At 48.1% G+C, this 26,213-nt stretch carries 21 protein-coding genes and 2 tRNA genes; 13 read left to right on the forward strand and 10 right to left on the reverse strand.

Features of this window, described 5'->3' with window-relative positions:
• The first annotated feature begins 89 nt into the window (after positions 1-89).
• Entirely contained in the window at positions 90-1,595 is a 1,506-nt protein-coding gene (locus RQP50_RS03020) for a leucyl aminopeptidase (protein WP_072727203.1), read from the forward strand.
• Positions 1,596-1,686: 91 nt separating this feature from the next.
• Here RQP50_RS03020 and RQP50_RS03025 read toward each other — a convergent pair whose 3' ends face one another.
• Positions 1,687-2,691: a DMT family transporter gene (locus RQP50_RS03025; protein WP_315743144.1), complete on the reverse strand. Its 1,005-nt coding sequence runs from the start codon at positions 2,689-2,691 to the stop codon at positions 1,687-1,689.
• A 203-nt stretch (positions 2,692-2,894) separates the two neighbouring features.
• Between RQP50_RS03025 and RQP50_RS03030 the strand changes: the two genes are divergently transcribed.
• The gene (locus tag RQP50_RS03030; RefSeq protein ID WP_142543980.1) at positions 2,895-3,800 is read left to right on the forward strand and encodes a LysR family transcriptional regulator; all 906 of its coding nucleotides are present in this window, start codon (positions 2,895-2,897) and stop codon (positions 3,798-3,800) included.
• 492 nt (positions 3,801-4,292) lie between these two features.
• Here RQP50_RS03030 and RQP50_RS03035 read toward each other — a convergent pair whose 3' ends face one another.
• From RQP50_RS03035 to RQP50_RS03045, 3 genes are all read right to left on the reverse strand, one after another.
• Positions 4,293-5,036 (reverse strand): YwaF family protein, encoded by a 744-nt coding sequence (locus tag RQP50_RS03035; RefSeq protein ID WP_090509356.1) that lies wholly within the window; start codon positions 5,034-5,036, stop codon positions 4,293-4,295.
• Positions 5,037-5,158: 122 nt separating this feature from the next.
• Complete coding sequence (locus RQP50_RS03040) at positions 5,159-6,952, reverse strand: ABC transporter ATP-binding protein (protein ID WP_315743149.1); 1,794 nt, start codon at positions 6,950-6,952, stop codon at positions 5,159-5,161.
• Entirely contained in the window at positions 6,949-8,694 is a 1,746-nt protein-coding gene (locus tag RQP50_RS03045) for an ABC transporter ATP-binding protein (protein ID WP_315743151.1), read from the reverse strand. Before RQP50_RS03045 ends, RQP50_RS03040 begins: the two co-directional genes overlap by 4 nt.
• A 390-nt stretch (positions 8,695-9,084) precedes the next feature.
• On the opposite strand from RQP50_RS03045, the gene RQP50_RS03050 reads away from it, so the two are divergent.
• Complete coding sequence (locus RQP50_RS03050; protein ID WP_315743153.1) at positions 9,085-13,743, forward strand: S-layer homology domain-containing protein; 4,659 nt, start codon at positions 9,085-9,087, stop codon at positions 13,741-13,743.
• Positions 13,744-13,977: 234 nt separating this feature from the next.
• A complete protein-coding gene (gene pepF / locus RQP50_RS03055; protein WP_315743155.1) occupies positions 13,978-15,792 on the forward strand; it encodes an oligoendopeptidase F in 1,815 nt (604 codons plus the stop codon).
• Positions 15,793-15,968: 176 nt separating this feature from the next.
• On the opposite strand, the gene RQP50_RS03060 is transcribed toward pepF, so the two are convergent.
• The 3 genes from RQP50_RS03060 to RQP50_RS03070 are packed head-to-tail and all read right to left on the reverse strand — an operon-like array spanning position 15,969 to position 18,456.
• A complete protein-coding gene (locus RQP50_RS03060) occupies positions 15,969-16,142 on the reverse strand; it encodes a FeoB-associated Cys-rich membrane protein (RefSeq protein ID WP_021254529.1) in 174 nt (57 codons plus the stop codon).
• A 17-nt stretch (positions 16,143-16,159) separates the two neighbouring features.
• Positions 16,160-18,196: a ferrous iron transport protein B gene (feoB, locus tag RQP50_RS03065; RefSeq protein WP_072727195.1), complete on the reverse strand. Its 2,037-nt coding sequence runs from the start codon at positions 18,194-18,196 to the stop codon at positions 16,160-16,162.
• Positions 18,193-18,456 (reverse strand): FeoA family protein, encoded by a 264-nt coding sequence (locus RQP50_RS03070; RefSeq protein WP_083544738.1) that lies wholly within the window; start codon positions 18,454-18,456, stop codon positions 18,193-18,195. Before RQP50_RS03070 ends, feoB begins: the two co-directional genes overlap by 4 nt.
• Positions 18,457-18,729: 273 nt before the next feature.
• Here RQP50_RS03070 and RQP50_RS03075 point away from each other — a divergent pair, with 273 nt between their 5' ends.
• Positions 18,730-19,695, forward strand: coding sequence for an aldolase catalytic domain-containing protein (locus RQP50_RS03075; protein ID WP_072727194.1), 966 nt, complete (start codon positions 18,730-18,732; stop codon positions 19,693-19,695).
• Positions 19,696-19,794: 99 nt separating this feature from the next.
• Here the strand turns inward: RQP50_RS03075 and RQP50_RS03080 are convergent, their stop codons facing one another.
• Positions 19,795-20,055, reverse strand: coding sequence for an HD family phosphohydrolase (locus tag RQP50_RS03080; RefSeq protein WP_072727193.1), 261 nt, complete (start codon positions 20,053-20,055; stop codon positions 19,795-19,797).
• Entirely contained in the window at positions 20,055-20,381 is a 327-nt protein-coding gene (locus tag RQP50_RS03085) for a YbjQ family protein (protein ID WP_021254534.1), read from the reverse strand. The genes RQP50_RS03080 and RQP50_RS03085 overlap by 1 nt, the downstream gene beginning before the upstream one ends.
• A gap of 274 nt (positions 20,382-20,655) precedes the next feature.
• On the opposite strand from RQP50_RS03085, the gene RQP50_RS03090 reads away from it, so the two are divergent.
• From RQP50_RS03090 to RQP50_RS03120, 7 genes are all read left to right on the forward strand, one after another.
• A complete protein-coding gene (locus tag RQP50_RS03090) occupies positions 20,656-21,663 on the forward strand; it encodes a LacI family DNA-binding transcriptional regulator (protein WP_315743164.1) in 1,008 nt (335 codons plus the stop codon).
• Positions 21,664-21,785: 122 nt separating this feature from the next.
• Positions 21,786-22,604, forward strand: a complete 819-nt coding sequence (locus RQP50_RS03095) for a sensor histidine kinase (protein WP_315743166.1) — start codon at positions 21,786-21,788, stop codon at positions 22,602-22,604.
• Between the two features lie 47 nt (positions 22,605-22,651).
• The gene (locus RQP50_RS03100; RefSeq protein WP_315744549.1) at positions 22,652-23,308 is read left to right on the forward strand and encodes a response regulator transcription factor; all 657 of its coding nucleotides are present in this window, start codon (positions 22,652-22,654) and stop codon (positions 23,306-23,308) included.
• A 124-nt stretch (positions 23,309-23,432) separates the two neighbouring features.
• Positions 23,433-23,509 (forward strand) — tRNA-Pro (locus RQP50_RS03105).
• Between the two features lie 47 nt (positions 23,510-23,556).
• A tRNA-Gly gene (locus RQP50_RS03110) sits at positions 23,557-23,630 on the forward strand.
• Between the two features lie 315 nt (positions 23,631-23,945).
• Positions 23,946-24,119, forward strand: a complete 174-nt coding sequence (locus RQP50_RS03115; protein ID WP_315743168.1) for a hypothetical protein — start codon at positions 23,946-23,948, stop codon at positions 24,117-24,119.
• Positions 24,120-24,411: 292 nt separating this feature from the next.
• Positions 24,412-24,519, forward strand: coding sequence for a putative holin-like toxin (locus tag RQP50_RS03120; RefSeq protein ID WP_036666840.1), 108 nt, complete (start codon positions 24,412-24,414; stop codon positions 24,517-24,519).
• Positions 24,520-24,675: 156 nt separating this feature from the next.
• Here RQP50_RS03120 and RQP50_RS03125 read toward each other — a convergent pair whose 3' ends face one another.
• A complete protein-coding gene (locus tag RQP50_RS03125; RefSeq protein ID WP_315743173.1) occupies positions 24,676-24,897 on the reverse strand; it encodes a helix-turn-helix domain-containing protein in 222 nt (73 codons plus the stop codon).
• A gap of 808 nt (positions 24,898-25,705) precedes the next feature.
• On the opposite strand from RQP50_RS03125, the gene RQP50_RS03130 reads away from it, so the two are divergent.
• Positions 25,706-26,038: a hypothetical protein gene (locus RQP50_RS03130; RefSeq protein ID WP_315743175.1), complete on the forward strand. Its 333-nt coding sequence runs from the start codon at positions 25,706-25,708 to the stop codon at positions 26,036-26,038.
• Positions 26,039-26,213 lie beyond the last annotated feature (175 nt).

Raw genomic sequence — 26,213 nt, forward strand, 5'->3', positions numbered from 1 at the left:
CCGTTATGAAGCCACAACGATCAGGGTTGTGGTACAATAAGGGAGACATTGGCATTCATCATTTTTTAATACAAAGGAATGATCACATTATGAAACTAGCAAATGCAACATGGATGAATGATGTACAAATTCAAGCTCAAGCACTTGCATCTGCTCAGATTGAGGCAGACGCTGTTGTAGTCATTGGTACAAAAGCTGAATTCGAGAATGCATCTGGATTCCCAGGGGCCGAAGCCTGTGCGGCAGCGGTTCGTAGCGGATTGTTCGAGGCAGATTGCTGCAAGACTTATGTAGTAGCTACAGGAGAAGAGAAGACTCCTGTTCTGATTGCAGTAGGACGCAAGGAAGAAGCGCTGACAGAGAAGCAAGTACGTCTTAGCCTTGCTGAGGCTGCTCGTGTAGCGGTGAAGCATCGCCTGAGCCGTGTAGCGGTTATCGTACCGGAACAGCTTGTACAGGCTGATGCGGCAGCAGCGCAATCGTTCGCACATATGATGGTGGAAGGCTTCCTCTTGGGAGCTTATCAGCGCGTTACCTATAAGAAAGATGCGAAGCCAGCTCATACCTTTGCATCCCTGAACCTGTACGCAGCGGAACTGGCGACAGAAGCATGGAACGAAGGCATTAAGACGGGACAAGCTTATGCGCTCGGTACAACGTATGCGCGTGACCTGACGAACTTGCCAGGGAACGTGCTTGTTCCTAGCACACTCGCAGAACAAGCGTTAGAACTGGCTGAACAGTTCGGCTTCGAAGCACACGTGCTCGATGAGAAGCAGATCGAAGAGAAGGGCATGGGAGGTCTGCTCGGCGTTGGCAAGGGCAGCGTGAATCCTCCACGCATGATTGTTCTGAAATACCAAGGCACGGACGAGTGGACAGATGTATATGGCATCGTCGGCAAGGGAATTACGTTCGATACAGGCGGTATTTCCTTGAAGCCTTCTGCGAAAATGGATGAAATGATCTGTGATATGGGCGGCGCAGCTGCAATGCTCGGCACGATGTCCGTAATTGGACGCCTTCGTCCACAGAAGAACGTGATCTGCGTGATTGCTTCGGCAGAAAATATGCCTGCTGGCAATGCGTTGAAGCCAGGTGATGTGATTACATCCTACAGCGGACGTACCATTGAAGTGCTCAACACAGATGCGGAAGGACGCCTTGTATTGGCTGACGGCATGACGTATGCGAAGGAGCTTGGCGCAAGCAGGCTGATCGATGCAGCAACGTTGACTGGTGCTGTCGGGGTCGCGCTCGGTTCGATTACAACAGGTGTTGTAACGAATGATGATGCCTTCTACGATACGTTCAAAGCGGCTGCATCCCGTACAAATGAACTCGTATGGCAGCTTCCTTCCAATCAAGAGTATTGGGATATGCTGAAGAGCGACGTTGCGGATCTGCGCAATGCTATTCCAGGTGGAGCAGGAACGATTACAGCTGGCTTGTTCGTCGGAACATTCGCTGACGAATTGCCTTGGATTCACTTGGATATTGCAGGGACTGCATTCCTCGCATCCAGCCGTGGCGTTGATCCGAAGGGCGGAACTGGAGTTATGGTTCGGACAATTGCAGAGACAATTCTGTCGTAATTTACAATTACTGTTATTTGAAGGTGTACCGCTTGCGCGGTACACCTTTTTATTCGTTCGGGGCCTACGTTAGTTCGTGCAAATGAATGGATTAACCAGTTGGTGCATGGGAACGCTTCTTCGGAAGACGGCTTCGCACTTCGGCTGTTGATTTGGCTGTCTTAGTCTCCGCCTCTTCCGATGCACGGCGGCTCAACAGATTATTCACGATTAGAGCGCTGACGATAAGCAGTGTGCCGAACCACTCTGCAGAAGATACCTCATAACCCTGTATGACGGAGATAATGAACGTCGTTGCAGGCACGAAGTTAATGAACAGCATGCCATTAATCGGCTTCAACAATTGAACCCCTTGAATCCAGCTCAGCAAGGCGAGCAGTCCGGCTACGAGAATCATGAAGCTCATCTCCGGAGCAATCGATACAACCGTGCTCACAGATGGAGCATCGACGATGCCTAGAGCAGTCATGATGAGAACGATGGCCAGTGTTGTAAATCCGCCGTACAGCGAGCTCAAGGTAGAGAAACGAAGTGCAGACCATCCAGCGAACTGTCCGCTGCTAACGGTGTAAATAACCCACCCTGTAATCCCTGCAAATACAGACAAGAGTGGAAGCAGCTTCAGTCCTCCATTTGCAAGGGAGTGAAGATCGCCTTTCGTCACGACGAAGACAACTCCAATAAATGCGGTGATCACACAAGCAAGTGTTGACATCTTTGGCATTTTGCGCGTTACGAGCCATACGAACAGTACAGCCAGCATCGGCATGAACGATTCCATGATGGAGGCGAGCAGAACTCCTGATTTGCCGAGCTGCTGTTGTCCCCAGAATACGCCGAAGTTATAAATAGTGAACCCGAACAGACCAAGCAGCCATATTTTGAAGGTTTGTCCCTTTGTATTGAATGCTGCCTTGCCTTCCTTGAACAATAACAGTGCAGCTAGTAATAGGCCGACGATACAGTATCGAGTTCCGGAGAACCAGAACGGATCGATATGATGCAGCGCGCTCTCGGCAATCGGGAACATTGCTCCCCATGCTACTGCTGCAAAGAGGCAAAACATAGCTCCCTGCCAAAAATGTTTCTTACTCATGATGCCACTCACTCCCACTCCACACGATGCCAAGCGTTATCTGTATCTGTAATAGAGATTGCTTAACAATTCCGTTTATAGTAACGTTCGATAACAACTGAAATTCATATTATGACTTTTCTGATATCTTGTAAAATAATTGAAAGTGATTTAAGATATCACTAATAATGATATCTAACATAGAGTGTGAAGGAGTAATTAGGATGGACTTGAGTGACATTCATATTTTCATGTCCGTCGTTGAGCATGGAAGTGTCAGCCGTGCGGCTGAAGAGATGGGGTATGTGCAGTCGAACGTAACGGCTCGCATCCGTGCATTGGAGCAGGAGGTTGGGCATCCGCTGTTTCATCGCCATCGAAGGGGTATGACCTTGAATGCGGAAGGCCGCAAGCTGCTCTATTATGCAGAGCGGATGTCAATGCTCATGAGTGAAATGAGGAAGGCGTTCCAGGACAGTGAAGATCCTGTTGGCAGCCTGCTGATCGGTTCAGTAGAGACGGTCGTCGGACTGCCTGATATATTAAGTCTGTTCTATCAGAAATATTCGAAGGTTGACCTGTCGCTTATGGCGGGGGTAACGGACAAGCTGACGGAAGAAGTGCTGGAATACAAGCTGGATGGGGCATTCGTATCCGGTCCGGTAACGGTATCGAACGTAGAACAGTACCCAGTGTTCGATGAGGAATTGGTGCTCGTATGCGGCAAATGTGCCGTAGACGGGAAGCAGCCGTTATTCCATGTGCGGGAATTGCTGCACCGCCCGCTGCTTGTCTTCCGCAAAGGCTGCGGATATCGAGCGAAGCTGGAGCAGTGGATGCAGCTCGAGGGAATTTCGCCAACGAAGGTGATGGAATTCGGGACACTAGAGACGATTATCGGAACGGTTGTAGCTGGGCTCGGCATAACAGTTGTCCCTCGGGCCGCAGTAAGACGTCTAGAGAAAGAAGGCGAGCTGCAAGTATTCACCATACCGAAACCGTTCAATATGGTATCCGTTGTCTATATTCGCCGCAGTGATACGTATATGGGGGAAGCGGAGCGCCGCTTTATGGAGACGATGGAGGAAGTACGCGAGAAGCGTCGGATACAGGAGCATATGCCTGTATAAGAGTAGCTGGAAACTTGAAATTAGTAGTTTATTTCATTGATTAGTGGCGGCAATCAGGTATAATATGTAATAAGAGCGATACAATAAATAAGGAACGGACTGCCATCCGTTCCCAGTACAAACATCTTGAGTGGATTTTCCCCTCCATGAATTTCATAAAGCTATAGAGAAGTAACCCACGGCGGCTAACCATGAGTGGTTACTTCTTTTTTCTATCCATGTACGTCAGTAGCGCGACGAGAAACGTAGCGAACATGATAACATCGGAGAAGGAGAAGTTCATAGACTCACCTCCTTTCCGGAGGGAGCCAACCACTCAAGGTGTGTTGTACATTTCTATTATACAAGCTAGAGGAATAAATTGTAATCTATGATAGCGATGAATATGATGATTACGATGAAAATAAGAGAAAGGATTGTGCGGAGGCACAATCCTTTTTTTGATATGCATGATCATTTCGCAACGGCTGCTGCTCCAATCGTCACTCTGAATTAGCCTCGCAGATTTTTATCGGTACTGCTGCTTGTACGCAGTCGTCCTGCGATAAGAAATGGAAGATACAAGACAATGAACATTCCCAGCGCAACGCCCTCGAGTGATAGAAGATACCACGGGTAAGGCCCCAGCACATCCATTAAGGAAGCAGTTTCCGGCTTGTGAGCCAAGAACATGTAGTTCCCGCCTGTTATATAGTTGACACCCCCAACTACAACGAGCAGAACGTTAAGGAACAGCATCGCATAACCGATTGATTTCCACGTAGGCCGCACATTTTCTACCCAGACCATATACAGCACCGCAAGGATGATTGCGATATGGGCGATGAAGAACTGGACGAATCGGAAATGCGGGAACGGATAGTCCAGAGCTGGTGTTAGCAGAGCCTGGAGTGCTCCCCCGATACCGGTAAAATAAACAATATGGAATATCTTCTTGCTTCGGAACAGGAGCATGAGCACACACATGTATAAGGAGATGCTGCATAGCTCGAACGGGAGTGTATCCGCCGCACGGAATATCCCTGTTGCCACATACCATATATTCAAGGTTACTTCAGATAGGACGAGCAAACTTATTAGGATGCATCTGCCGTATCGGTTATGTTTCTCCTGTCGAAACCAATGACGCCATCGATATAAGAGGAGCACTGTCACGATAAATAGAAACAGTGCCCCCATATGTGCTGAAGAGAATGCCTTGAACGTGTCTGCTGCCTGTGGAGAGAACCAAGACATGGAGATGCCATCCTCCTTTTCACATGGGATTCTTGCTAGGTTTCTTTATGCAGATGAAGCATGAGTTGTGGTAGAGCCATTAGTAAGCACTACGTAGTAAGTTGTAACTAATGATCAATCCACTAGGAACTGATCAGTTCCTCCTTCGGCACTTCCTCCTTAGAGGACTGCTCGCCTTGCCAGAGCAGCTGCATTTCTGCACATGTTGCGAGCAACTCATGCAGTGTCCCTTCTGCCTCGATGCGGCCATCCTTCATTACGATAATATGATCAGCCCTGCTTAAGGCAGCGCGGCGGTGCGACACGGCAATGCAGGTGACGTCACGCTCGGTGAATAATCGCTCCCAGAGCAGCTGCTCGGTCTCCACATCAAGGGCGCTGGACAGATCGTCGAACAAATACAGATCAGATTGTGTCATCATCATCCTTGCAGTTGCCGCCCGTTGAATTTGTCCGCCGGAGAGCATTACCCCGCGAGGCCCTACATACGTATCAAGACCATTTTCAAGCTGTTCCATATCCCGCTCCATGACTGCTAGACGAATGGCGTGCTCCAATGCATCTTTCTCTCGATCATGACTGCCCATAATGATATTTTCCCGCAGCGGGTCGCTGAATAAGCGAGGCACCTGCGGCGTATAGGCTGCTTTGGGCGGGGTGAGAAATGATGCAGGATCAATCTCCTTCCCGTTCCAGCGTATCGTTCCTTCTGATTTTTTCAGCAGACCAAGCAATGTACGCATCAGCGTGGATTTCCCCGAACCGATCCTACCGGTAATGACGAGGAACTCGCCTCGATTCACGCGAAATTGAATATCGTGAATGCCATGTTCAGAATCCGGATAGGTGAATGATACCTGATCAACCTCCAAGGATTGCAGCCGTTCTGAATCATTAAGGGTGCGAACGGGTGGTGCCGGAGGATCTTCATCCAGATAAATCTGGCTGTGCTCCGCGACACGATCCTCTTCTCCCGGCTGGAACAAGATGCGCATTCGATCGAGAGATACTTGCAGGCGCTTATGTTGAAAAACCATAAAGCCGAACAAGGATATGCTAAAGGCAAAGTTCGTCAGGTAGGAGGTAAATAGGGCGAAGTCTCCTACAGAGAACCGTCCTGCCTGCATTTCTGTTGCGCACATCAACAGAATTCCGCCCGTGCTGATGGTAAGTACATGCTGATTCAACGACTTCATCCATTGCGTGAATAGCGTATCCTTAAGGGCAGCTTGACGACGATCCTCGTTCAACTTGACGAAGCGCTGGTGCACATGACGTTCAGCCTGCCCAAGCTTCAGTGCTTGCACTGCCCCGAATATCTCCGCGATGAAGCCCGTAATCTTCGATGTTGCTTCTCGATTCTGCTGACTATAGCGCCGTGCACGATTGCCCGACAGGTTGTTCAGCACGGTAACAGCAAGCAGTGGCAGGATTGCCACTACGGTAATTTGCCAATTGATGTTGGCCATAATGATGATGGATACGATGGTGAAGGCCAATCGCCCCCAGAAGTCGACCCATGATTCCACGTAATCCACGACTTCATTCACATCGTCGCGGAAGCGGCTGGCAGCATCTCCGGGGGAAGCCGGAAGATGGCGTCCCGGCCAACGCATAATACCTGCCAGCATGTTGGTGCGCAGTACTGCTTGGATATGGTAGATATAAGTGACCCACTGGTAGAATGCTGCAAAAAACACGCCAACCCGCAGTATGCGTACAAGTGCGATAACAATTAACGGAACCGCAAGCCACATATAATCATGAGATTGTGAAGTGGCGCGATCAAAAAACCACTGCATGCCGAGCCCGACGAGCAGGGGGATTGCGTGAAACATGCCCCACATGATTCCGTTTACAAGAAAGAGCATCGGTCGGAACTGGAACAAGCGAGTGATAAAGCGCGTTACGGTCATGCCAATTCCTCCTCCATTCCCGTTCGAAGCAGTCTCGCATAGTGCGAGGATGGAGTGCTCGCAAGCTCCTCGCGTGAGCCGAACTCGACAATTCGTCCATGCTGTAACACCATGATTGTATCGACCTGTTCGAGCGTTGCCAAGCGATGGGCGATTACAATGCCCGTACACTGTTCCATCAGCTGATCGACTGCAACTTGCAGCATTGCTTCTGTTGCGGCATCCAGCCGTGATGAAGGCTCATCAAGCACAATAATACTTGGATTCGTCAGAAATACACGGGTCAAGGCGAACAATTGAGCCTCACCTGCGGATAGCGAAGTACCCCCCGAGGACAAATGGGTATCGAGTCCATTAGACAGTCCATCAATCCATTGCCGCAGACTGAGCCTCGCGGTTGTCTCCAAGATGCTCTCGTCCGATACATTCGGATCGAATAAGGTTAGATTGTCGCGCAGCGTTCCGTCAAAGAGCTGCACGTCTTGCGTCACCATTCCTACGCGGCGGTACAGCGTCTCCAGCTTCAAGCTGCGAATATCCTCGCCGCCAATTCGAATGGTTCCGCTGTTGATGTTGTATAGACGAAGCAGCAGACGGCTAATGCTGGACTTGCCGCTTCCCGTACGGCCAATGATGCCCAGTCGCTGGCCTGGCTGAACGTTGAAAGTGATGTCGTGAAGCACGACCTTATCTTCGTTATAGCCGAAGGTAACCTGCTTGAATTCCAGACCGAGAGCTCCATCTGGCAGCTGCGTCTTCGTTCCATCTTCAATCTCACTGCGAAGGGAGAGGAGCTCGCGAGCGCGAAGCATGCCGGATTTGGCTTTTTGGAATTCCTGAATTTGATCTCCCAGCTGCTCAATAGGCGTATTCAACATTTGCGTATATTGGAATATGAGAAACAGCATTCCGAGCGATATTTGACCGATCAAATAGTAATGGACGCCCAATAACAGTACAACCGTCACAGCGATCGAAAAGAGTACGACTGTGCTATTCCATGGAATAACCCGCAGCATCCAAGCTTTGCGGCCGGATAAGAACACCTTCCGCATCGCACCATGGAATCGATTCATGACATAGGGCACAGCCCCATTCGCTTGCACATCCTCAATACCCGCGATTCGTTCCTCAATCAAGCCGAATAAGGCGGCGCTTGCAGAACGTTCGTCCTTGGAGCTATTCACGCCCATGTTGCGAATAAATACCATAGAGCCGATGGAGAGAAGCGTAAATACAGTCATGACAGCTGCAATCGGCCAATTAACGGTGAACATGTACCCAAGAATACCGATGAGCAGGATGAAGCTGCCGATGACTTGCGCAATGAACATGGCAAAGAAGTTGGACATGCCGGTTACATCGCCGTCTATTCGCTCGATCATCTCGCCAGGCGTCTTGCGGTTATGGAAATGCATATCCAATCCGAGGCAATGCCGCAAGAGATCACCGCGCAATGTATTGGTTGCGCGCCATGAGATATCATTGCCAACATAGCTTATCGCAACCGTAATAAACTGGGTGAAAACAGCAATGAGCAGATAAATGCCTGCAAGTGTGAGAAGGGTGGATATTGCACCTTGAGCTGCGGCTGTATCGATGAATTGCTGCACAAGCTGAGGATTAATGAGCTGACATGCAGTGGATACGAGCAGCATAATCAGCAGCAGCAGCAGCCGGCCCCTTACCGGATATAGATACCGAAGCAGCCAAGTCATTGATATGGATGTGTTCTGTGACATAAGATGACCTCCAATCTGTGAACGACATGAGGCTTCTACGTCATGCGAAGGAAGAAGCGTCGAATGAAATAATTTCTATCATACACTAAATAATGGCAGCTGCAAGATAAAAAATGAATTAAGAAGTTTATTCTCTGACTATTCCGTAGGGGCGTTCGGGATTCGCATCGAGTAGAAGGTTTCAAATATAGGAAGACTACAAAAATGAACATGATTTTACCAGAAAAGGTAATGCGAAACCGCTTATGATGTAAGCGTTTTACCACTACAATGTGGAGGCAATCATTACTGTAACGAGAAGGTCAAAAGGGGGTGAACATACACACGTGATTGCTATGCGTGTATCAGCGCATAGATCCTAAATTGTTCTCCTGAAAGGTGGTAATCGTAATGAGATACATCTTGCTGAGACCGTTGTCCATCTGGCTTGTTGCCATTCTCCTTTTCTCCACGCTGCTGCAGGCCGTGCCTAATTATGCGCAGGCTGAGGCGGATCTGCCCCCAATCGAACAACTGCTTCTTCCATCGGGTGAGGCAGACCCTGTCACCATCGTCTCGCAGGATGCAACGCAGTCGCTTGTAATTAGCGATATTAATTCCCCCGGGGATTCATTAGCGAACAAAACCGATTACTTGGCCTTATATACGAGTGGAGCCGGTGTGACGAATACGGTGTACGGCAATGAAGTGTTCGTCAAAAAATATGATGTGGCCCTCGTGGTCAATCGTCACAGTGTTGTAGAAGCTGTATATGGCCCTGATGCTGATCCTCCGGTGTCATGGGATGACGACATAAGTATTGCTATTCCAGAGGAGGGCTATATCGTGCTCTCTGGTGGAACCACTTGGGACTCTTCGATTTATCAAAAACCACTATTCCATCATTACGGCGTTGGAGATCACATTCGATTAATGAGAGGCGGCAAGGAATTGACGGCAGCTGATTTCCGCAATCAGAAGCCTGAGCCTGAACTGAAGCCTGAACTGCATCTCGTTACCCCTTCGGATTCAACGGTAACGGTACCCATGATTGCGGTCAAAGGCTATGTTGCGAATTATCGAGAGAACCAGAATATTCAGGTTGTCATCGGTGGGAAGCAGGCGAGTATTACCGCGAACGGTAGCTTTCTGCAGCAAGTGTATCTGACCTTAGGTGCTAACCTTATCACGGTGCGCTTGTTGCAAGGCGATACAGAGCTGGCAGTGTCCAACATCACCGCAACCTATGAACGCTCCGGGCAGGGCTCAGACTATATCGAGGTTGAGGCTGCTCCAATCGATGTCACAATCGAAATTCAAGGGCCTCGGCATAAAATTGATGCTGTAGACGAAGACATCGCCGCACACGGAAATGTAGTTGCCTTATTTACACGTGATTATGGCTCCTCGCTTGTCGTTCCTCAATACAATGTTGCTGTTCAAGTAGACGAACATAATCGTGTGCTTCGTGTCGTCAATCCTTCTATTAATGGCAAGCCTCCTGTCTGGACGGGGCCAACTACTCTGGAAATCCCAGATGGCGGTTATGTATTAATGGCACAGGACGACAGCTATACGACGAACTTCATCAAACGGTATCTAGCGGTTCATTTCAAGGCGGGGGATCAGATTAAGCTTCGCAAAAACGGAGAGGTAGTCTCTGTTAAGGATGTGAGAAGCGGCAATGGAGCGATTGCAAGACTGATGCTGGATAATGAGCTGATGTATACCGTAACAGACAACCAGACGGTGGTTACTGGGCGGATTGTAAATATCGATCATCCGGAGTCAACGGCATTATTGATCCATGGGAAGCAGGAGACTTTCGCTGCGGATGGTACCTTCTCAGTTCCCGTTACGCTGGGCAGGGGTACGAACTATGTGGATATTGTGGTTATGAAAAACGGAAAGGAACAGGATAAGCGAAATATGGTCGTGTTCAGCAGACCGGGATTTGCACCTGAGAAGGACATCATTCTATGGGTCGATCAGGCAGCGAATGCTCGGAAGTTCCAATCCAGCGAGCAAGTGCTGGCCTTCCTGAAGAAGGCAAAGGACTTAGGCGTGACGACAGTCGTCTTCGATGTGAAAGGGGTAGAGGGGTTCGTATCCTATAAGAAGAACGATCTGACCGGAAGACCGTACGTAAGCGAGATACAAGCGCCGGAGAAGGCAGGCTCGAATCCGAATCTCGACCTGCTGCAGGAATTTATTACGCATGGCCATGCGCTTGGCTTAAAGGTGCACGCATCTCTAAATGTATTTGCAGAAGGTTCGATCGCCCATAACGAATACGCAGTGCTCGATCAGCACTTGAATTGGGAGGAGCGTATCTACGTTCCAGAAAACAACGGGGAGATCAAACGTCTTCGGGAAAGCGCAAAAAAAGGGCTCGTTGCATTCGTTAATCCTTCGGATGATGAGGTAAGAGCGTATCAATTAAAAACGTTCGAAGAAGTGATCAAAAACTACGATGTCGATGGAGTCGTCCATGATCGAGGGAGATATGATAACGAAACGGCTGATTTCAGTGACGTCACTCGGATCAAATTCGAGCAGTTCCTGCAAGCAAGGGGCAAGCAGTTGCAGAACTGGCCGGCCGATATTTACCGATATGAGCAGAACGTCCGGGTATACGGGTCATTGATTCAAGACTGGTGGGAATTCCGTTCCGGGACGATCAAGAGCTTCTTTGCCGAAGTGAAGGCACTCGTTGATTCCTATGAAGTCTCAACGGGACGGACGATCCAAGTGTCCTCCTATGTAGGCTCTTGGTATGAAACGTATTATTTGAACGGTGTCAATTGGGGGAGCCGTAATTTCCGCTATGACGCACGCTTAGGGCTGCCTGATCAATCCGTCTATACACCGGAATATTATGATACGGGCTATATTGAATACTTAGACTTCTTAATGATCGGCGCCTACCAGACGACCAGTAAGGAAGTGAAGAAATACATCACGCTTGGCAATATCGTGACCAATGGAGAGATTCCGCTGTATGCGGGGATATCCCTTGTCAATGTGCAGACTCCGTCTGTGCAGCGGGAGGTATTTCAGGCAGGATTGGCTACAACGAATGGCCTAATGTTGTTCGATGCCTCCCAGATCAACTGGCCCATTGCTTCGGCGGCCCTCCGGGATGAGGAATATGTGAAGAATTATCAGCTCGGCATCAGCTTGCCAGGCAGCCCGGATTCATTCATGGAAGGGAGCTATTATAATGTGAACCGAGTCGAGGGCAATGTGAATGTGCTGACTGACGCGTTCGGTTATTCAACGGGCACGAATCAATTCGGGGTCGAGGTTGTTGTAGATGCCGGCGGTAAAGTGACGAATGTAGTTAATCGTAAACAAGCGATCCAATGGAACTGGGCTGTACCGGAGCAGAACAACAGTGTCATTCCGCAGGGAGGATTCGTCATTACAACCGTCGATCCTTCTGGGACGCGAACGCTGCGCCAGCTTGTGGCGAACGCGTACGACGTGGGTAACTCGATACGGGCAGCTGTACTTAGTGGATGGCAAGACGATGAAGGGCGGCAGACTTCGAACCGCGAGATAGTGGTGGAGGGTCAGGTTGAGGTGCTGGGCACAGGGAAGGCTGAGGTGTTTTTGAATGGTAAGCCCGCGATTATTGACGCAAGCGGCGGCTTCAAATCCAACATCCCGCTATCAGTTGGCCGGAACAGCGTAACGATTACTGTGTTTGTAGATAAATATAAGACGAACAGTCGGACGATTGACATCATCCGCACCGATTCAGGCGGCACGGGTTCGAATCCATCTAGCGGTTCGGGAGCTGTCTCGCAGCAGCCTGCGACACCGAACAAACTAGAGAGGCTGTCCATTGCTTATCGACAAGATCGGGATGGTCGTCAAGTGACCGCAGCGAAGGTAAATCTTGCTCCGATGCAGGAAGAGATCGAACAGTTCAAGAAACAAGCTTCTTCATTGTCTGACCCTATTCTGAAATATTCGATTGCGAATGTGCAGGATGTGCTTGAAATTAGCATTCCCGTGCTAGGCGTGGTGCAAGCGGCGGAGGAGCTTCCACAATCCAGCTTGCTCATCGAATCGCCGCGAGGTGTCCTGAAGCTGCCGCTTCCCGCGATGAAGTCCGCGCTGACAGGCATCAGTAATCAGAAATCTGGGGAGATTCAGATTCGTATCGGGACGTTATTGCAAGAACAGGATAGAGCACTCCAGCAACGATTAATGCAGGATGGTTCCAAGAAGATAGGGACTGCGATCGAAATTGGATTAGTCTTGAAGGAAGGGGAAGAAGTGCAGGCGATTGCGTTCAAGGGGGAACGGGCGGAATATCGATTCAAGCTTCCAGCGACTGCAGTTGATCGAAATCGAATGACGGCAATTGATTATGATGGGAAATCACGAAGTTACGCGTTCGTCCCTTCCTTATTTGAATCTCGTGAAGGGGATTTGGAAGTGCTGCTTAAGCTATCGGGGACGGGGATATACGGCACTGCAGAAGTGCAGCCGCCAATGTTCACGGACATACAGGGACACTGGGCTGAGCAAGATATCTTATTGCTGGCATCCAAGCTGGTCGTGAAGGGAACGAGTGATACCCGCTTCTCGCCGGGAGAGCCGTTGACGCGTGCCCAATTTACAGCGATGCTTGTGCGAGCGCTCGGCATGAAGGAGAAGGCAGGTGTGATGCCATTCGTTGATGTCCAGTCGCAAGATTGGTATGCAGGTGCAATAGGAGCAGCGGTAGAGCAGGGACTGATTCAAGGCACGGACAGCAACCACTTCAGCCCGAATGCGCTGCTCACGCGTGAGCAGATGAGTGTGCTCATACTACGAGCTGCTGAGATTGCTGGGGTAAAGGATACCGATGTGAATACGGAGGCAATTCTCCAATCCTTTAAGGATCAGAATGAGATTGCCGCATGGTCTAAGGATGCTGTAGCTGCGGTCGTGAGCAAAGGATTTATGGAAGGGCGCAATACAAACTTTTTTGTCCCGAATGAAACTGCTACGCGCGCGGAAGGCATCGTAGTGCTGAAGAGACTGCTGCAGCAATCCGCATATATCAATCGTTAGTAATAGGGAATGAGTTAGGATCGATTCCTTCCCGAACCGTTTCATGATGTGGAATTGAAAAGGAGCCCTTCACCCTAGGGTGCAAATTAGCTGGTGTGGAGGGCTTTCAATGGAGGGAATTCGAACCTCCAACAGGCGGCCTTTATAATCAATCTCGATTCGCAAGGAGGGAGGAATCGTAGTAGAATACCAATATGCACAACTACCACTTTTGGGAAAAGGAGCGATGGACGAATGGCGACGCAAGCAACGCGTATGAAACGATCAGAAGTCCCTCTGGAAGCGACATGGAGATTGGAGGATTTATTCGAATCCGAAGCAAAATGGCTTGAGGAATTGCAAGCGATTACAGCTGATTTGAGTTCAGTCACCCGCTTCACAGGCAAATTGCATGAGGGTGCTGGTACATTGCTGGCTTGTCTGGAAGCAATGGATGTCATTTGGAGCCGTGCACAGTTATGCGGCAGTTATGCACATTTGCGGTTGACGGAAGACAGCACGAATCCAGTGAATCAGGGAAATAACAGCCGTGCGCAGGATATGATGGCTGAAGTGTCCGTTGCTCTATCCTTCTTCGAGTCTGAATTTAGTGACATGAGCGACGATGCATTGCCTGCATATTATGAAGAAGAGCCTAAGCTTCTGGAATTCAAGCCCTATTTGGATCAGATTGCAAGCAAGAAGCCATATCGGCTGAGCAGCGAGACGGAATTGACGCTCGCAGCGCTTGACAACGTCTTAGGAGCTCCGTACAAAATTTATAATCAGATCAAGCTTTCGGACATGTCGTTCGAATCAATTACCGATCAGGAGGGTACGACGTACCCGCTATCTTTTGCATTATTTGAGAATCGATATGTGGAGTCTCCGAATACATACTTGCGCAGAGAAGCATTCCGGTCATTTTCCGAAACGCTGCATTCATATCGCAACGGGGTTGCAGCTTCATATGCAACAGAAGTGAAGAAGCAAGTCGTGCTGGCGAAGCTTCGCGGCTATGATCATGTAACCGATATGCTGTTGCATAAACAACAAGTGACACAGCAGATGTATCACGCTATTTTAGATACGATTCAAGCCGAGCTGGCTCCGCACATGCGGAAATGGGCAAAGCTCAAGAAACGTGTTCTCGGTCTTGAGGAACTCCGCTTTAGTGATCTGAAGGCGCCATTCGACCCTGAATACGATCCGGAAGTTTCGTTCGAGACAGCAGCGCAGCAGGTAGTAGAGGCGCTGCAGGTCATGGGGCCGGAGTACATGGCAATTATGCAGGATGCCATCCAAAATCGCTGGATTGACTATGCGGATAATGTAGGCAAGTCAACAGGGGCATTCTGCTCATCAATTTATGATTCCCATTCCTACATATTGATGACATGGACAGGAAGCATGCGAGGAGCATTCACTCTGGCTCATGAGTTGGGCCATGCGGGGCACTTCATGCTGGCACATAAACATCAGCGGATATCCAATACACGTCCATCGCTTTATTTTATCGAGGCTCCGTCCACCATGAACGAGATGCTGCTGGCTGACTACTTGTTCCGTCAGTCGTCGAATGATCCTCGGATGAGACGCTGGATTATTACGCAGCTGCTGAATACGTATTATCATAATTTTGTAACGCATTTGCTCGAAGGTGAGATGCAGCGCAGGGTATATGAGCTTGCTTCACAGGGAGAGCCGCTTACGGCTGATCTGCTGTCGCAGCTGAAGGGGCAGGTCCAGAGCGATTTCTGGGGCGATGCCGTTATGATGGATCCAGGTTCGGAACTGACTTGGATGCGTCAGCCGCATTATTACATGTCTTTATATCCATATACGTATTCAGCAGGTTTAACAGCATCGACGGCAGCAGCCAAGCGCATCCGCGAGGAAGGACAGCCGGCAGTAGAACGTTGGCTGACGGCGCTGAAGGCAGGCGGTTCCTTGCCTCCATTGGAGCTGATGAAGCTGGCCGGTGTGGATATGTCCGATACGAATACGATCCGAGAAGCTGTATCGTATGTAGGCGAGCTTGTTGATGAATTGATAAGCTTGTACGAGTAATGGAGTTTTTGTTGTGGTAGAGAGTAAGGAATGGTAACAGCTATCTTCGCATGAGGTGTATGCTGCCTAATTAGGGACTGGGCATGGAGCGAGGAGCATGCAGCAATTATAGAGGTAAACAACAAAGAACAGTAGCACGAGGTTCATCTCGGCTACTGTTCTTGTCATTACAGCTATTAGTCAGCGTCAGCTGCATTTGGATGTGGTTGTGTGGAGCATCCGGATGAGCAGGAGCGGTTCAATGCGCATGAAGCACAAGCTCCTTGCTTCGATTTACGCACGTGGCGTACAACCATCCACAGTGCATACGCAAATATGATCATCACAATGCCAATTTCCGGCCACGACATGCGATTCACCACCTGTTCTATGAAAATCCGAGAAGTCTACCGACTCCCGTAATGATGAGTGCGACAACATAGGCGATAAGTAGGGCATAGCCGATGGAGAACCATGTCCAGCGCCATGATGCGGTTTCTTTCTTAATAATGCCCACTGTTGCAAGACAAGGAACATACAGCAGCACGAAGGCACAAAAGGCATACGCGGACAACGGGGTGAATGCCCCTGCGATCTGGGATTCAAGCATAGCCGTGTCTGGTGCGTGATAAATGATATTCATCGTGGACACAACGACTTCCTTGGCAAGAAACCCGGTAATTAAAGAAGCCCCCGCTTGCCATGTGGCGAAGCCGAGCGGAGCGAACAATGGGGCAAGCACGCCGCCAATCATCGCCAGGAAGGAGTCGTCCATCTCAACTCCGAATCCGCCTGGTCCTGCATATGTCATGAGCCAGATGAGCACGGAGCCTCCAAGAATGAAGGTACCTGCTTTGCGTACGAATCCTTTCCCTTTCTCCCATGTGCTGCGGAACAAAGTCTGCCATTGTGGCAGCCGATAAGGTGGCAGCTCAATAACGAAAATGCTCTGCTCCTCCTTCATCATCCGCTTGGTGAACAGCTTGGCCAGCAGCAGGGAGAGTGCAATTCCCATCACATAGAGGGACAGCACGACAAGTGCTTGATGACTCTTAAAAAAGACACCGGCAAACAAGGCATAAACGGACAAGCGGGCAGAGCATGACATCAGTGGAACGAGCAAAGTAGTGACAAGCCGTTCGCGCGGCTGCTCAATCGTACGAGCGGCCATGATGCCAGGAACGTTGCACCCGAAGCCGATGACAAATGGAATGAATGCCTTGCCGTTCAGACCAACGGCTTCCATAAGCCGGTCCATGACGATGGTCACACGAGCCATATATCCCGAATCCTCAATAAAGGAAATGAATAAGAACAGGATGAAGATTTGCGGGACGAATACGAGTACGCCGCCAACACCAGCAATAATCCCTTCTTCGATCAGCGCATGGGTAAATGGTGACACGCCAATCGCATTCAATATGGATGCTGCGCTGTCCGTTACGGGTCCGGAGAAGAAGGCATCCAATGCATCCGACGTTGGAGTTCCAATCCATTCGAATGTCGCCTTGAACATGAGGAACATAATGCCGAGAAAGATCGGAATGCCTAGCCAGCGATTTGTAACAATGGCATCGATGCGCTCCGTCAAGGTTACGGATTTCTCCTTCGTACTGTCAATCGCTTCTGCACAGACCTCACGAATAAAGGCAGTGCGCACCGCACGAATATGCTGTGCCATGTGCAGCGCGATGCCCTGCTGTTGTAGCTGCTGTTCTGCTGCATTGCATATATGCAGGAGCTTATCATTCATCTCCTGATTTAATCCGCTGTGAACCCATTCACGAACGGTATTGTTCTGTTCCAGATACTGCAGCGCAATCCATCTTGAAGGTACCCCATCTTTAGGTGGTAAGTACTCCGACATACGCTGAATAGCGAGTTCCGTAATTTCCCCATAGTCGAGTTGGAACGGATCTCCGTCTTCCCTCGCTGTATCTTGGGCGGGGTGATTGATATGCTGCAAAATATCGTGAATTCCTTGCTTTCGTCTAGCGTTGACGGGAATCAAGGGGGCATGAAGTGCCTTGGACAGCTTCTGCGTATGAATGTGAATGCCGCGGCCCTGTGCCACGTCGTTCATATTCAGCGCAATGTGCACGGGAAGTCCATATTCCAGTAGTTGTATGGTTAAATATAAGTTGCGTTCGAGCTGTGAAGCATCGACAACATTCAAGATCGTATCTGGCCGTTCGTGGAGCAGGTAGCTTACAGCGACGCTCTCGTCACGCGACATCGGCTGCAGCGAGTAGATGCCGGGAAGGTCGATGAGCGTGCCTGAATTGCGATGCAGGTGGCCGACCTTCTTCTCTACCGTTACGCCAGTCCAGTTGCCTACATATTCGTAAGAGCGGGTGAGAGCATTGAATAAGGAAGTCTTACCTGTATTCGGATTGCCTACGAGTGCGGTGGTACAAGTACTCATGCGCCATTCACCCCGATAGAGCGAGCCTCGTTTTGGCGAATGCCGAACAATTGGCCGTTAGCTTCTAGGGTAAGCGGGCCGCCGAACAAGCTGGTACGCTTCAGCTCTACATGGGTTCCTTCTGTAATGCCCAGATCACGCAGGCGATGGCAGACCGATGCATGGACTTTGGACAAATCACAAATACATGCACGCTGGCCAGGCTTCAATTCGCATAAGGAGGCATTTTGTCCGAGCATCTCACAATTAGTTGGGCGCATGTTAATCCTTCTTTCTTCAACATATCAATATCAATCTATGATTAACTCGTTATGTTCTTATTTATAATGATAATCGGTATCAATTGGATTTACATTGAATGTAGCACAATGGAAGAAAAATTACATGTGATTTTTTTCATAGAAAAAGGATTAAATTGTAGATAATTTATCGAAATCTATGAAAACGACACGAAAATGAAGCTTTTTTGCTTTGCTTTATGAGTTTGTTTCCATTAGAATGGAGAGAAAACATTTGGCAAAGGAGATAGCGGAATGAAAACGAATCACTGCAAAATTGTCGACTGCACAATTCGCGATGGTGGTCTAGTAAACAATTGGGACTTCAGCGTCGAGTTCGTGCAAAGCTTATACGCATCATTGAATGATGCTGGCGTCGACTATATGGAAATCGGCTACAAAAATTCGCCTAAACTGCTCAAAGGCGCTGACGAAGCAGGCCCTTGGCGATTTTTGAATGACGATTTTTTACGTACTGTCATTCCGCAGAAGGGTACTACGAAGCTATCCGCACTTGTAGATATCGGCCGTGTGGATGAGAACGACATTCTACCGCGCAATGAGAGTATGTTGGACTTGATCCGGGTTGCTTGCTACATCAAGGATGTGGACAAGGCGCTGGATTTGGTACGTACGTTCCATGATCGCGGATATGAAACAACGATCAATATTATGGCGCTGTCAAATGTGATGGAGAATGATCTTATCGAAGCATTTTCGATGATCAAAGAGAGTGTCGTTGATGTGGTATACGTCGTAGATTCCTACGGCAGCCTTGATCATAATGATATTCATTTCCTCGTGAATAAATTTAAAGAGCATTTGCCGAACAAGCGAATCGGTGTTCATACCCATAATAATATGCAGCTTGCTTTCTCGAATACGCTTGTTGCTGCAGAGCTTGGGGTTGAAATGCTGGATGCTTCCATATACGGGATGGGGCGTGGAGCGGGCAACTGTCCGACAGAAGCTCTACTGACTCATTTGAAGAACAGCAAATACCAGCTTCGATCTGTGCTTGGCTTCCTTGAGAAATACATGATTCCGATGCGTGATAAGTGGGAATGGGGTTACCTGATTCCATACTTGATTACAGGTACGCTTGATGAACATCCTCGTTCCGCCATGGCGCTGCTTGCTTCTGATGATCGGGACAAATACTTGGACTTCTATGATCAAATGACGACACCTGAAGTATCGATTCATAAGAAAAATTCGTAAAGGAATGTGAAAGCTCCTTCACGATAAGAACATACAAAGACCGCTCCAGCTATGGCTGAGCGGTCTTTCTTAGGTTAGAAATAAAATATGAATAGGCTACTACTGCATGCGAACGTACTTGCGTTCGCCTGTCTTCGGGTTGTAATACACTTGATATTTTAAGCCATCCCTCGGATCGATAAAGATCTCTTTCGTCGGCGTAAAATCGCCTGAGACCCCAATGGCATCCAATGGATTATCGTACTGCTTATAGCGTTTGTCGAAATATTTCTTGCCGATCACGATCAGGATGACAAGGCCGATCAAGGGCAGGCCGTACACCACAAGAGCGATTTTGAAGAAATGTACAACCTCATCCATTAGGAATGCACCGCTCTCAACTTAACAACCGTTCCGTAAGCTACAATTTCACTCATATTCTGGCCGACATCGCCGCTATCGAAGCGCATCATGATGATTCCGTCTCCACCCATTGCGTGCGCATTCTCGATCATGCGATCCATTGCTTGTCGGCGAGCATCCTCGATCATTTGAGTGTACTGCTTGACTTCACCGCCCACGAGACCTTTCAAAGATGCCATAATGTCCCCGCCGATACCGCGTGCTCGAACAACAACGCCAAATGCCGTTCCCAGTACTTCGGATACCTCATAATTTGCAATGCGTTCGGTCGTTACTACGATCATGAATGCCAGCTCCTTTTGAACACTTATCTAGAGTTGAAGGGGATTATCAATCCCTTTTAGTATTATTCATACGGGGATTTTCTTTATTCGTTTCATAAAGAAGTTCAATCCGTAAGAAGAAGGGCCGTTCCTAGCTAAAGATTTACTAAAAAAGGCGTGAAATGGCGGATATCACAGGAGTTTTAATGGAATAACGCTTTAAAGTTAGTTATGATGGTTACATAGAGATTTGTGCCTTTCCATATCTAATGATCGATCATGAGGGGAGAAGGATATGAAGGTCAGTATATTTGATGTGGCTAAGAAATCAGGTTTATCTGTAGTGACGGTATCCCGTGTCCTAAATAACGCGAAGACGGTTCGAGAGAAGAATCGGGTCAAGGTTCTTCAAGCGATGAAGGAGCTGGATTACCACCCGAACGCAGCAGCTCGAAGCCTTGCGAAGGGGAAAACAGGTGTCATAGGGATGATTGTCACTACCTTGCAGGATTCATTTCTGGATAGTATCGTGCAATCGGTGTACTCACTGTTAAAGGATCATGGTTATTACTTAGCACTATCGGTTGCATCAGAGCCGATGGAACAAGGGGTGGGTACGGACTTAATCCAAGAGGATCGCGTGGATGGAATGCTGATTCTATCTGCGGTACATGAGGAACCTTACGTGGTAGAACTAAAAAAACGTAAAATCCCGTTCGTACTTATTGACAATCAGACAATCCAGCCTTCTGTGACCAACGTGAATGTGGATAATTATAAAGGTGGATATGATGCAACGAAGCATCTTATTAATTTGGGCCATCGATCAATCGCTCATATTCGTGGGCCGCGGTTCTTCTTAAGTGCACTTGAACGTGAAAGGGGTTTCAGGGATGCAATGAGTGACGCAGGCCTCGAACCTTTTGCAATTGAGGATGGCAAGTTCTGCATTCAATCCGGCTATGATGCTGTACAGCGATGGCTGCATGCAGGTTGTATGCCGACGGCGCTGTTCGCGGCTGATGATTTCACGGCGATTGGCGCCATCAATGCACTCTGGCAGGCTGGTTACAAGGTGCCAGATGATATGTCTGTAATCGGCTATGATGATCAAGTCATCGCCTCCCAACTGCGTCCGCAGTTGACAACGATGCGACAGCCAGCTCACCAAATCGGCAAAGTTGCTGTTGATTTGCTTATAAAGCAGATTAATGGAACGAATAAGCGCAGTATCAGTGCTCGTCTAGAGTCGGAGATCGTGATTCGAGAATCAACGAGCGCACCGAAATTATTGCAATCGTAATATGATGAATAGGTAAGACAGATAGGCGTGCGGTTATGAACTGGTGACCGCATGCTTTTTTCATTACAATAGGAATAGATGCGCATGGATGATACCGAACATAGAATGGAGCGAAAACTATCTTGAAGGACCGTACGATTAAACATCTGATTCTATGGATTCCTACGATTACAATTGGACTATGGGAATATATGCGCCACTCGTTCCTGCTCCCTTACGTTTCCATGGAGGTTGGGAATTGGCTCGCCCCTGCCATTGTTTTTATCGTGTCGGCCACACTGCTGACTCGCTTATTCAAGCTGCTGGATGATACGAATAAGAAGCTGCAGCGTGAGCAGCAGACGAAGGCGGCCTTGGAGGAGCGGAGCAAATTGGCACAAGAGCTGCATGATGGAATTTCACAATCATTGTTCATGCTATCGGTAAAGATTGATCGGCTGGAGACAGCTTCGACTGAACAGCAGCCAGAGCAGCTGGACAAGCTCCGACAGACGGTTCGTCATGTATATGATGATGTGCGCCTGTCCATCGCTAATTTGCAAACTGTCCCTGAAGAGATGAATGTATGCTGGTCGGATCAACTCGTTACGATGATCGAGGATATTCGAAAGGATACGGATTGGACACTGGACGTGAAGTGGGAGCTGCCTGAAGATCAATTGTCATTGAAAGAGAAAATCGCGCTGTTGTCGGCTGTACGCGAGGCGCTGCTGAATGTGCGCAAGCATGCAGAGGCGAAACGAGTATGGATCATAGCGCAGCCTGTGGCTGAAGGATTCGTCTGCGACATTCGGGACGATGGGATCGGATTCGCAGGAGAGCCTTTTGCACAGAAGGGGAAGTATGGATTGAAGATGGTACGCGACCGCACGACCAATATGGGATGGAGCTTGTCTTTGGAACGAGATGGCGACGAGACGGTAGTGCGTATTGCAAGTTAATGAAGTTGGCGGAAGGAGAGGAAACTAGCGTGAATGCGGAACAGAGGATGGAGAAGCAGCATTGTTTTCGGGTGTTAATCGCCGACGATAATGCCCATGCGCGTGAGGGAATGCGGGATATTTTAGCCATTGATCCTGCATTCGTCGTTGTAGGTGAGGCTGTGAATGGAGAAGATGCACTTCGTATGACGGATCAAGTCATGCCGGACTTGATCTTGATGGATATTTCCATGCCTGTTATGGACGGATTGGAAGCTACCAAGCGGATCAAAGAGCAGTTCCCCTATGTGAAAATCGTGATGGTGACGGTGTCGGATGATATTACTCACTTGTTTGAGGCATTGAAAAAAGGGGCACAGGGCTATTTGCTCAAAAATTTGCAGCCTTCCGCATGGCATGAGTATTTGCGTGCGATTGCCATTGATGAGGCGCCGATGTCGAAGGAACTGGCGTTTCGCTTATTGCAGGAGTTTTCCGTGAAGGGCGAGAGCAAGATTCCACCGTCAACTCCGTTGACGACTCGTGAACGTGAAATTTTGGAGCGTGTAGCGAAGGGGGAATCGAACCGGGCCATTGCGGGACAGTTGTCCCTATCTGAGCATACCGTGAAGAATCATCTAAAAAACATTATGCAGAAGCTGCATTTGGAGAATCGTGTGCAGCTTACGCGATATGCATTAAAGCACGGCATTGTAGATAACTAGAACCCTATGATGGTGGATCATTGATCGAAAATAATTATGATTCCGAAGGTGAAAAACGTATTGCGCAACAGAGTGGGCTGTGCTATATTAATTCTTGTCACTTGATGTGACGTGCAATATATGTCGGGACGTAGCTCAGCTTGGTAGAGCACCTGGTTTGGGACCAGGAGGTCGCATGTTCAAATCGTGTCGTCCCGACCATCTTATTACACTCCTATCAGGTATTCTGGAACGAGTGTTTTTTATATGCGGGTGTAGTTCAATGGTAGAACAGCGGCTTCCCAAGCCGCCGGCGTGGGTTCGATTCCCATCACCCGCTCCAAATGAAAAAAGTGCGCCGCAAGGCGCTTTTTTTATTTGGAACGGAAAGTTGGATGGGGAGCGAACCCAAGGGTTCGACCGTCCGTAAAGACATCGAGGAAATACAGGAGTAGGACGAGCGTCCGGCATAACGAGAGCCACCACAGAAGTGTGGCAGAAGTGGCCGGAGTATTCCCATCACCCGCTCCATAACAAATGAAATGCGCCGAAGGGCGCTTTTTTTGTTATGGAGCGTAGAAAGGCTGGGAAGAGAACCCCAAGGGTTCGACCGTCCGTAAAGACATCGAGGAAATACAGGAGTAGGACGAGCGTCAACATGAACAATAAACCACTGGAGCCGGAAGGCTCCACTTTTCAATCAGACATGTTGAGTACCGCGCTGCAATGCTACTGTGAAATACGAATCAGCGCGAGCGTCCGGCATAACGAGAGCCACCACGGAAGTGTGGCAGAAGTAGCCGGAGTATTCCCATCACCCGCTCCAAATTAAAAAAAGTGCGCCGAGAGACGCTTTTTTATTTGGAACAGAAAGTTGGATGGGAAGAGAACCCCAGGGTTCGATCGTCCGTGAAGACATCGAGGAAATGCATGAGTAGGACGCGCGTCAACATGAACAATAAACCATTGGAGCCGGAAGGCTCCACTTTTCAATCAGACATGTTGAGTACCGCGCTGCAATGTTTTTAATAGTTTACGAAAGTGAGAAAAATAGGATATACTTGCCATACAATAGAATGGCTTTATGGGCGGTCGGCTAATCTCCCTGAAGGGAGGTGAAGCCTGTGAGTGTATATGAAGCACTATCCGTTATGTTTCAGTTCGGACTGTGGATATTGGCGTTGCTAACATTGATTGTAACGCTGCTAATATACTTGCACCAAAAGAAATAGACCGCCCTCAGCAAAAGGTATGCGGTCTATTTTAACGTAAACCTATAGCCACCGCCTTTGAAGCGGCTATTGTACAGAGTCGTGTTCCAGCACGACTCTTATTATTTATATGATATCATAGCGTTTTTTAAACGTCTATTTTAAGTTTAAAGGCGTTTATTCTTCAGCTTCTTCTTCGAATTGCAATATTAGGGATATATCTTTGATGTCCAAAGCATAAGCGATCTTTTCTAACATCTCCAAATTTACCTCTTGTCTTTTTGTACTACATAGCTTTGAAATTCTAGCTTGCGCAACACCTGATAGTTGAGCTAGTTCTGTCTGCGTGATTCCCTTTTCTTTCATAACTTCTTTGAGTTTGATTTTAATTCGTAACATTTTCTAAATCCCCCTTGACATATTATGACCATAAGCGTATATTAAATATGACTACAAGAGTATAATTGTCTAAAAGTAAATGATTCGATTCCCAAAAAGTATAACTTTTTACTCGTTTCTCTTCGACAAAAAGAGGTGGATTATATATGCTATGCATGGAGTAATGGTTGGTCAATTAACTTTATAGTTATAATGAAGCGAATCAGCAACCTTACACAGGTTTAAACCGAATGCATTCAGTATTATTGAGTATTATTGATATGACTAAGGGAGACCTATCTAAAGCAAAATTTAAGTGATGTCACTCGTACTCAATCGTCAATAGATACCGTGAATCAACGATACCAAACAAGTACGTGAATTATCAACCGTATAAGTAGCCTGATTGTGAAAATGGCCATTGCTGATGTTATAGGCAAAAGCCCTAAGAACAATGGAATTTCTGTACGAGATTTTCATAAGTAAACATCAAGAATCGTAAATGTGGATACTCGCAAGCTCTGATTTCTAGCATGAACACCATGTATGTTATCACACATTGCCTGAAACGTTGGGAAGCATCATGAAATTGTGCTAGTTCTCTATGTTGACCGTATTTAGTGACAGCGGATCATGAGTGTATGATATCAGCTATTATTGCAACTCCCATAGAGTAATAACTAAGGTATCGTGAAAAATGTTTCTTCTGTTCCAGGTCTTACACCTTTCATCATGCCAAAGACAATATTGACTTATTAGGTTTCGAAGTTATTACGGTTACACACAAGCAAATGGTGCTCAGATTCATGATAGAGAAGGTGAGTTTGGTATGAAACAGGCAGTTATTGAACTCGTACTCGATCTCGGATACGAAATCGTTTATCTGAATGGATATCTTATCGCGGAAGATTATCTAGTTGTTATCGAGCACGGCATTATGTGGCTATACCATGTGCGCCAGAAGGACGACGGAGGATTTTATGTAAGCAATAAGGCTGGAATTTGGCTCGGGCAGTTGAAAGGAAAAGAAGCAGCCGATGAGCCAGAACTCATAACGCGGGTCATTGACTTCATGCGAGATATGTCCTTTTACGACTTTTTGATTAAGCATCACGATTGGACAATGGACTATGATTTTCATTTCGTCGAAGCCGTGAGTTAATCTTATAAAAGAATTGTGACAAAAGGCACTTTATTTGCTCTGGAGTGAAAGGAGCATCATAAGAGCGCTTGAGGAATAAATTGTAATATGCTAATATAACAGGGGATCGTGCTGGAACACGATCCCCGTGACAACTACCGCTATAAGAGCGGGGGCGTTTAGGTAGGAAGTAACC

It is taken from the genome of Paenibacillus suaedae (assembly GCF_032337355.1).
Lineage (GTDB): Bacteria > Bacillota > Bacilli > Paenibacillales > Paenibacillaceae > Paenibacillus_B > Paenibacillus_B suaedae.